At 63.6% G+C, this 7971-nt stretch carries 9 protein-coding genes; 6 read left to right on the top strand and 3 right to left on the bottom strand.

Features of this window, described 5'->3' with window-relative positions:
- Nucleotides 1-55: 55 nt before the first annotated feature.
- From ACE04F_RS06575 to ACE04F_RS06585, 3 genes are all read right to left on the bottom strand, one after another.
- Nucleotides 56-1006: a PDR/VanB family oxidoreductase gene (locus tag ACE04F_RS06575; protein WP_486105510.1), complete on the bottom strand. Its 951-nt coding sequence runs from the start codon at nt 1004-1006 to the stop codon at nt 56-58.
- Entirely contained in the window at nt 1003-2088 is a 1086-nt protein-coding gene (locus ACE04F_RS06580; protein WP_486105511.1) for a Rieske 2Fe-2S domain-containing protein, read from the bottom strand. Before ACE04F_RS06580 ends, ACE04F_RS06575 begins: the two co-directional genes overlap by 4 nt.
- Before the next feature lie 127 nt (nt 2089-2215).
- The gene (locus ACE04F_RS06585; RefSeq protein ID WP_486105512.1) at nt 2216-3121 is read right to left on the bottom strand and encodes a LysR substrate-binding domain-containing protein; all 906 of its coding nucleotides are present in this window, start codon (nt 3119-3121) and stop codon (nt 2216-2218) included.
- Nucleotides 3122-3277: 156 nt separating this feature from the next.
- On the opposite strand from ACE04F_RS06585, the gene ACE04F_RS06590 reads away from it, so the two are divergent.
- The 6 genes from ACE04F_RS06590 to ACE04F_RS06615 all read left to right on the top strand — a co-directional run bounded on the left by ACE04F_RS06590 (nt 3278) and on the right by ACE04F_RS06615 (nt 7851).
- The gene (locus ACE04F_RS06590) at nt 3278-4402 is read left to right on the top strand and encodes an NAD(P)/FAD-dependent oxidoreductase (protein WP_486105513.1); all 1125 of its coding nucleotides are present in this window, start codon (nt 3278-3280) and stop codon (nt 4400-4402) included.
- The gene (locus tag ACE04F_RS06595) at nt 4392-4721 is read left to right on the top strand and encodes a (2Fe-2S)-binding protein (RefSeq protein WP_486105514.1); all 330 of its coding nucleotides are present in this window, start codon (nt 4392-4394) and stop codon (nt 4719-4721) included. The genes ACE04F_RS06590 and ACE04F_RS06595 overlap by 11 nt, the downstream gene beginning before the upstream one ends.
- Nucleotides 4714-6087, top strand: coding sequence for an FAD-dependent oxidoreductase (locus ACE04F_RS06600; protein ID WP_486105515.1), 1374 nt, complete (start codon nt 4714-4716; stop codon nt 6085-6087). Before ACE04F_RS06595 ends, ACE04F_RS06600 begins: the two co-directional genes overlap by 8 nt.
- Complete coding sequence (locus ACE04F_RS06605) at nt 6084-6434, top strand: RidA family protein (protein ID WP_486105516.1); 351 nt, start codon at nt 6084-6086, stop codon at nt 6432-6434. The genes ACE04F_RS06600 and ACE04F_RS06605 overlap by 4 nt, the downstream gene beginning before the upstream one ends.
- Nucleotides 6435-6575: 141 nt before the next feature.
- The gene (locus tag ACE04F_RS06610; RefSeq protein WP_434630907.1) at nt 6576-7358 is read left to right on the top strand and encodes an ABC transporter substrate-binding protein; all 783 of its coding nucleotides are present in this window, start codon (nt 6576-6578) and stop codon (nt 7356-7358) included.
- 67 nt (nt 7359-7425) lie between these two features.
- Entirely contained in the window at nt 7426-7851 is a 426-nt protein-coding gene (locus ACE04F_RS06615; protein WP_486105517.1) for a GlcG/HbpS family heme-binding protein, read from the top strand.
- The last annotated feature ends 120 nt before the right edge of the window (nt 7852-7971 follow it).

Raw genomic sequence — 7971 nt, forward strand, 5'->3', positions numbered from 1 at the left:
CTCCCACAGGGTGTGGTGTTCTAAAGGTCCAACATCACACACAGGATATTGGGCTTCAGAGATCCAGCACCAACAGCGGTGTCCTCGACCTCGAACAGCACGGCGTGAACTGGTCGTTGCAGGCTTGCTCGGCTTCAGTCAGGAACATGTCCCGATGGTCCGGCACGCCTTCCAGTACGCGGGTCAGGCAGGTGCCGCAGACGCCTTGCTCGCAGGAAATCGGAACCTCGATGCCATGGCTTTCCAACACCTGGACCACGCTACGGTCCGCCGGCACCTCGAAAACCTGACCGCTGCTGGCAAGCTTCACCGAGAAGCGGCCATCGGCTGTGGTGTCGATCGGTGCCGCGGCGAAGTATTCCCGGTGCAGATTGGCTTCCTGCCAGCCCTGGGCCTTGGCGGTGTCGAGAATGTGCTGCATGAACCCGCCGGGACCACAGACATACAGGTGCAGGTCGGCGCTGGGCGAAGCCAGTACCCGAACGGCATCCAGTGCGGTGATGGGTTCTTCATCGAAATGCAGGAATACCCGGTCGGCGTAAGGCGACTGCTCCAGGCGTTCGATAAAAGCGGCGCGGTCCCGGGACCGGGCACAGTAGTGCAATGCGAACGCGGCGCCGCTCTGGGCCAGCTGCTCGGCCATGCACAGGATCGGCGTGATGCCGATGCCGCCGGCAAACAGCAGGCTGCCCAGGGCCGCAGGGGCCAGGGCAAACAGGTTGCGCGGTTCGCTGATCAGCAGCCGCGCACCCGGCTGGATCTGTTCATGCAGGCTGCGTGAGCCACCTCGTGACGAGGGATCCTTGAGCACGCCGATGAGGTAGCGATGGCGTTCTTCCGGGTGGTTGCACAGCGAGTACTGGCGAACCAGCCCGTCGGGCAAATGCACGTCGATATGGGCGCCGGCGGTAAAGGCCGGCAGTGGCTGGCCGTCGATACTGGTCAGCTCGTAGCTGCAGATGTCCGCGGTTTCAATAGTGCGTGCCGCGACCTGGACTTCGATCATGGCCGTTGCTCCGCGTGTTGCGGCTGCCGGGTACTGGCGATCAGGGCGGCCTGTTGCTCACGCTCGCGGGCGATCCAGCGTCCCAGCACCCGACGCGACTGCACGCCGCCGGCATCGATGTTGAGCTTGAGCAGATTGCGTTGCGGATGGTCCAGCAGGTTGCGCTGCTGGCGTTCGAGCATCTCCAGGTCTTCGCTGAAGATCTTGCCCTGGCCCTCGCGAATACTCGAGGTCAGCGCTTTGTCCTGAGGCTGGAAGTGGCGGGCCATGCCCCAGAAGTACCAGATGGAGGTCTCGGTTTCCGGCGTGATGAAATCGACCACGATGCTCGACGCCTTGTATTGCGGCGCGGCGTGATAGCCACCGTGGCCGGCATGGGCCACGCCGACTTCGATCATTACGTGGCTGGGCGGGGTGAATCGGCAGATCTGCCAGCGATCCACCGGCACGTCGTCGGCCAGGTTGTTGCCGCGCAACGCCATGCGCCAGAAGGGCGGAGCCATGATGTTTTCCATGTGGCGGGCAGTGACCACCTCGTCGCCTTCGACCGTGGTCACTGGCGGTGCCTCGTCGATTTCCTTCTGGCCGATGCTTGAGGCATGCACGTAGGTTTCGTGCGTCAGGTCCATCAGGTTGTCGATCATCAGGCGATAGTCGCACTGGATATGGAAGAGACCGCCGCCATACGCCCATTCCGCGTTTTCCGCCCATTCCAGAGGATGGATCAGCGCAGGGTCGGCCAATGCCTGCTCACCCGGCCAGACCCAGATAAACCCGTAGCGCTCCTGCACCGCAAAGGTCTTGTTGCAAGGAAATCCCCGAACCCGTTGCCCGGGCATCTCGACAGTCTTGCCGTCGTCCCCCATGACCAGCCCATGGTAGCCACACACCAGGTTGCCGTTCTCGACATAACCGAGCGAGAGCGGTGCGCCTCGATGGGGACAGAAGTCCTCGACGGCGGCGACTTTGCCGGCAAGCCCGCGGTAGAAAACCATTTTCTCGCCACAGATCTGCCGACCCAGCGGCTTGTCGGCAATCTCGTCCGGGGTGCAGGCAACGTACCAGGCGTTCTTGGGGTACATGAGAGGGATCTCCAGGCTGGTTTTGTTTTTATCAGTGGATCCATTAACTCTCTTAACTAATTTGCTTGTCAACGGTTTTGGTGGTTGCGCAGATGATCGGTGTTGATCAGTGGATCCATTGATGGATTTAAAACCGATAAGCCGCCGGTACCTGCGCCTCGATGAATCGCTGCATGTGTTCAAGGAAGCGCGCCTGCAGTTTCGACAACGGTCCATGGATCGGCAGCAGCATGCTGAAGTCCATTTCGATCGCCGGTTCGAAGGCCCGGAAGACGATGCCGTTGCCGCGGTATTCAACGGCACTGATGGCGTCCACCAGGGCGACGCCCAGGCCTTGCTCAACAAAAGTGCACATCGGCTGGGACAATTGGGTTTCCAGGCGCAGCTCACGCTCGACGCCGTGAGCGGCGAAAATCGCGTCGATGTGTTGCCGGGAGCCGATGGATTGCGGGTAGGAAATGAACCGTTCGCCCTGCAGGTCTTCCGGTTTGATGGACGCGCGGTCCTGTAGCCGATGGCCGGCGGGCAGGGCGCAGAGCATGCGCGTAGCCAGCAACTTTTCGGCACGGGGACTCGGGTAGGTATTGGGCAGGACGATCAGGCCCAGGTCACAGCGCTGGCCTACCACCAGGTCAACGACTTCCCGCGAGGAATGCACCACCAGCGAGACCTGCACCTGCTCATGCTCGGCCATGAACGCGGCAATCGCCCGCGGCAGGAACGACAGACCCATGGCCGGCGCGCAGGCAATGTGCAGCGAACCGCGCTTGAGGTTGCGGATGTCCTGGGCCGTGCGCGCGATCCGCTCCACCCCCAGCAGCGAGCGCTGCACCTCCTGATACAGCGTCATGGCCTCGGCGGTCGGTTGCAGCCGGCCCTTGATACGGTCGAACAGGCTGAAGCCGATGTCTTCTTCCAGGCTGGCAATCAGCCGGGTCGCGGCGGGCTGCGAGATGTGCAGCATTTCGGCGGCGCGAGTCACCGTCTGGCCGAGGATCACCGCGCGAAACGCTTCCAACTGGCGGAGGTTCATAAGGATGCTCACCCATAACAAAAAGACATGAGCTATCAAAAATAAAGCATTTTTAATCAGCGTGGCAGCGTCCTAGGATCGATCGCATGAACTCGCCCGGCCATGAATCGGCGCCTCGCCGTACTTCAAGGCCTTTGGAACAGCGATAAAGCAGTCATGCAAAAAACTGATGTGATCATCGTAGGTGGCGGCCTGGTGGGTATGTCCATTGCCTATGGCCTGGCCCTGCTCGGGCGCCAAGTGAGTGTGCTCGACGAGGGCGACGACGCGATTCGCGCCGCCCGTGGCAACTTCGGTCTGCTCTGGGTCCAGGGCAAGGGCTACGGAATGAGCCCGTATGCACAATGGACCCGTGACTCGGTGGCGCTGTGGCCGCGCTTCGCCGAAGCGCTGCAAGCCGACACGGGTATCGATATCCATCTGCGCCAGCAGGGCGGTTTCCAGTTGTGCCTGAGCGACGCAGAAATGGCCGAGGAAACCGCGCGCCTGGCGTGGCTGCGCGAGGCCCTCGACGGTAATTATCCCTATGAGCTGCTTGACAGAGCACAACTGCGCGGCCGTCTGCCGGGTATCGGCCCCGACGTGGTGGGCGGCTGTTTCTCGCCCATGGATGGTCACGTCAACCCGCTCAAGCTGTTGCGTTCGCTGCATGCGGCCTGCAAAGCGCGTGGCGTGACGTTGATCAATGGTCACCGCGTCGAGGCCATCGAACCGCACACCACGGGTTTGCAACTGCGCGCCGCCGATCAGCGCTGGTCTGCCGCGCAGGTTGTCCTGGCCGCGGGCCTGGGCAATCGGGCATTGGGCGAAAGGGTCGGATTGGACGTGCCCGTGCAACCCAATCGCGGGCAGATCCTGGTGACCGAACGACTCAAGCCGTTCCTCCATTACCCCACGACGTATGTGCGCCAGACCGACGAGGGCACCGTGCAACTGGGCGATTCCCATGAGTCGGCCGGCTTTGACGACAGCACCGGCAGCCAGGTCATGGCCGCGATCGCCCGACGCGCCGTGCAGTGTTTCCCACTGCTGGGTGACGTACGCCTGGTGCGGGCCTGGGGCGCGTTGCGGGTGATGAGCGCCGACGGGTTTCCGATTTACGAAATGCCCCAGGGCTGCCCGGGCCTGGCGGTCGTCAGTTGCCACAGCGGCGTGACCTTGGCCGCCGTTCATGCCCTGCGCCTGGCCCCGTGGATTGCCGGCGAGTTCGATGACCCAGCCGTCAAGCCATTCGGCCTGCAGCGCTTCAATTCGCCAACCGAGGTGCGTCATGTCGGCTGAAAGCCTGTTCCGGCCTTTGGCCGTCTCGCAGAACCCGGTACTGATCGAGTTCGACGGCAAGCCCTTGAGCGTGCCGGGTGATGTCTGCCTTGCGGCGGCGCTGCTCGCCAGCGGCGTTCGGCATACCCGTGACAGCGCTGTCAGCGGCAGGCCCGCTGCGCCGTACTGCCTGATGGGCGTGTGCTTCGAATGCCTGGTGCAAGTGGACGGCCAGGCCAACGTCCAGTCGTGCCTGGTGGCGGTGCGCCCGGGCATGCGCGTGCAACGCCAACGCGGCGCCGTCAGCCTGGCGCCGAACGAGGAGGGGACCGATGAGTAACGCCGTGATCGACCTGATCATCATCGGTGCCGGACCGGCCGGCATGAGCGCCGCCATCGAGGCCAGGAACCAGGGATTGTCGGTCGTGGTGCTGGATGAGCAGGCCAGTCCTGGCGGGCAGATTTATCGCCAGGTGCTTCAAGCCGATGCCCGCAGCCGGGCGGTGCTGGGCGAAGACTACAGCGCTGGTGCGCAGCTGGCGGCGGATTTTCTCCGATGCGGGGCGCGTTACCTGCCCAACGCGGCGATCTGGCAAGTCACCCCCCAGCGTGAGGTGCACTACCTGATCGACGGCTGCGCAGAGGTGTTGCGCGGGCGCAATCTGCTGATCGCCACGGGCGCCTTCGAACGGCCGATGCCGATTCCCGGCTGGACCTTGCCTGCGGTCATGACGGCCGGTGCGGGGCAGATCCTGCTCAAGAGCGCGGCGCTGGTACCGGCTGGGCCGGTGGTCCTGGCGGGTTGCGGTCCGCTGTTGTACCTGCTGGCGGCGCAGTACCTGCGCGCCGGCATTGCCGTCGAGGCGCTGGTCGATACCAGCCACCGTCGTGAGCTGCTGCGGGCCTGGCGACTGATTCCCGGTGCGTTGCGCGGCTGGCGCGATCTGCTCAAGGGCGTCGGGCTGCTGGCTGAGTTGAAGCGTGGCGGCATCCGCCACTTTCCGGGTGCCGGCAACCTGCGCGTCGAGGGCGAGGACCGCGCCAGCGCACTGAGCTTCGACAGTGGAGGGCGGCACTTGCGAGTGCCCGCCGGATTGATTTTATTGCACCAGGGCGTGGTGCCGCACACGCAAATCAGCTGGTCGTTACGGCTGGTGCATGACTGGAGCGAGTCGCAGCTGTGCTGGATTCCACGCCGCAATGACTTGGGCGAAACCAGTGCACCGGGCATTTTCATCGCCGGTGACGGCGGTGCCATTGGCGGCGCGCAGGTGGCGCGGCTGGAAGGGCGACTCGCTGCGATGGCGATTGCCGGTGTGTCTCGTGGAGCGCGCCGCCTTGAGAAAGCCCTGCGCCGCGCCCGTGCTGCGCGGCCTTTGATCGATGCGTTGTATCGCCCCCCGGCAGAAAGTTGCGTCCCGCCCGACGACGTCATCGTGTGTCGCTGCGAAGAAGTCACGGCTGGCGCTATCCGCCGCTACGTCGACCTCGGCTGTCTGGGGCCCAACCAGACCAAAGCCTTCAGCCGTTGCGGCATGGGCCCGTGCCAAGGGCGCCAATGCGGCTTGAGCGTCACCCAGATCATCGCCGCCCAGCGCCGCGTGTCGCCCGCTGAAGTCGGTTACTACCGCATCCGTCCGCCCCTCAAACCCATCACGCTGGCCCAACTGGCCGGCGAACGTCACTGCGTCGAGGAACCGTCATGACCATTCAACGTATCGAAAGCAACCCGCGCCTGAGCCGCAGCGTCGTGCACAACGGCGTGGCCTGGCTCAGCGGCATTGTCGCCGCCGATTGCAGCCAGGACATCCAGGGCCAGACCCGCCAGGTGCTGCAGCGGATCGACGAATTGCTCGCCGCGTCGGGCAGCGACAAGCGCCGCCTGCTCAGCGTGCAGATCTGGATGAAAGACATGGGCCGCGATTTCGCTGCGATGAACGCGATCTGGAGCGACTGGGTCGACGCCGCGCATACCCCGGCGCGAGCCACCGCACAGGTGGCGTTTGACGACCCGCAGATCCTCTTGGAACTGATCGTGACCGCCGCGGTGTAGGACCGCCGGACACCGCTGTGCCGCTATCGGGCAAGACCACCGCCAGAGTGGTCGCCCGCGCTTGTTCAGATTGCTGCTGCCATAACGGACGACTTCCCGTGGAGCGTCCGAAATCAATAACATCGCATCCGGAGCTAATGAATGAACGTTAAACGCATTGCACTCAAGCTGGGCTTTGTCTCGCTGCTGGCATTCGGCGCCAATCTGCACGCCGCCGAAACCTCGCTGCGCATCGGCATCGAGGCGGCATACCCACCCTTCGCCTCGAAAACCCCGGACAACGCCATCGTCGGCTTCGACTATGACATCGGCCAGGCGCTTTGCGCCGAGATGAAGGTTCGTTGCGTCTGGCAGGAGCAGGAGTTCGACGGCTTGATCCCGGCGCTGAAGGTGAAAAAAGTCGACGCGGTGATTTCCTCCATGTCGATCACCCCGGAGCGGATGAAGTCGGTGGACTTCACCGACCGTTATTATCGGATTCCGGCGCGGCTGGTGTTTCGCAAGGGCAGTGGCATCCAGGATATCCCCGCGCAGCTCAAAGGCAAGCGGATCGGCGTGCAACGGGCGACCAACTTCGATCGTTACGTCACCGACAAATTTGCCCCGGCCGGGGCCGAGGTGATCCGTTATGGCTCGCAAAACGAAGTCTTCCTCGACCTGCTGGGCGGACGCCTGGACGCGACGATGGCCAGTTCGGTGGCCATCGACGAAAGCCTGCTCAAGCGTCCTGAAGGCAAGGATTTCGAATTTGTTGGCCCAAACTTCGTCGAAGAACAATACTTCGGCACGGGCATCGGAATCGCCGTGCGCAAGAATGATCCGCTAGCGGGCCGTTTCAACCAGGCGCTGGCGACCCTTCGCGCCAACGGCACCTACGAGCGGATTCGCCAGAAGTACTTCGATTTTGATATCTATGGCGAATGACCGTCGCCGTGTCCCTCGCCCGCAGCGTCGGCTGGCGGGCCTCACGCTGCACAGCATGGAGTGATTCATGAAAACCAAAGCGGTACTCACCGAACAGGACGTTGCCCAGTTGCTAGTAGCAGCCAAGGAGCTGGCCCACCAGCGTCAATGGGCCGTATCGGTCTGTGTGGTCGACGATGGCGGGCATCCCTTGGGGCTGTTGCGCCTGGACGGGGCCTCGCCATTGTCGGCCTACATTGCCACCGAAAAAGCCCGCACCGCCGCCATGGGCCGGCGGGACAGCAAGGCCTTCGAGGACATGATAAACGGCGGTCGCATCGCCTTCCTCAGCGCTCCGCACTTGCAAGGCATGCTCGAGGGCGGCGTGGCGATCCGTCACGACGGTCAGTGCATCGGCGCCATCGGCGTGTCGGGGGTCAAGGCCGAGGAAGATGCGGAACTGGCGCGATTGGCGGTGGAGACGGTGTTGCCAGTGATCACGCCGGACGCGTGATGCCGGGCCCTTGGATGGCGCTGCAGATCCAACATCTTTGTTGACTGGGACACCGCCATCGCGAGCAAGCTCGCTCCCACATTGGATCTCCGTTAGCCCGCTAGCTATTGTGGGAGGGGG

Source organism: Pseudomonas sp. AGC41 (genome assembly GCF_057334555.1).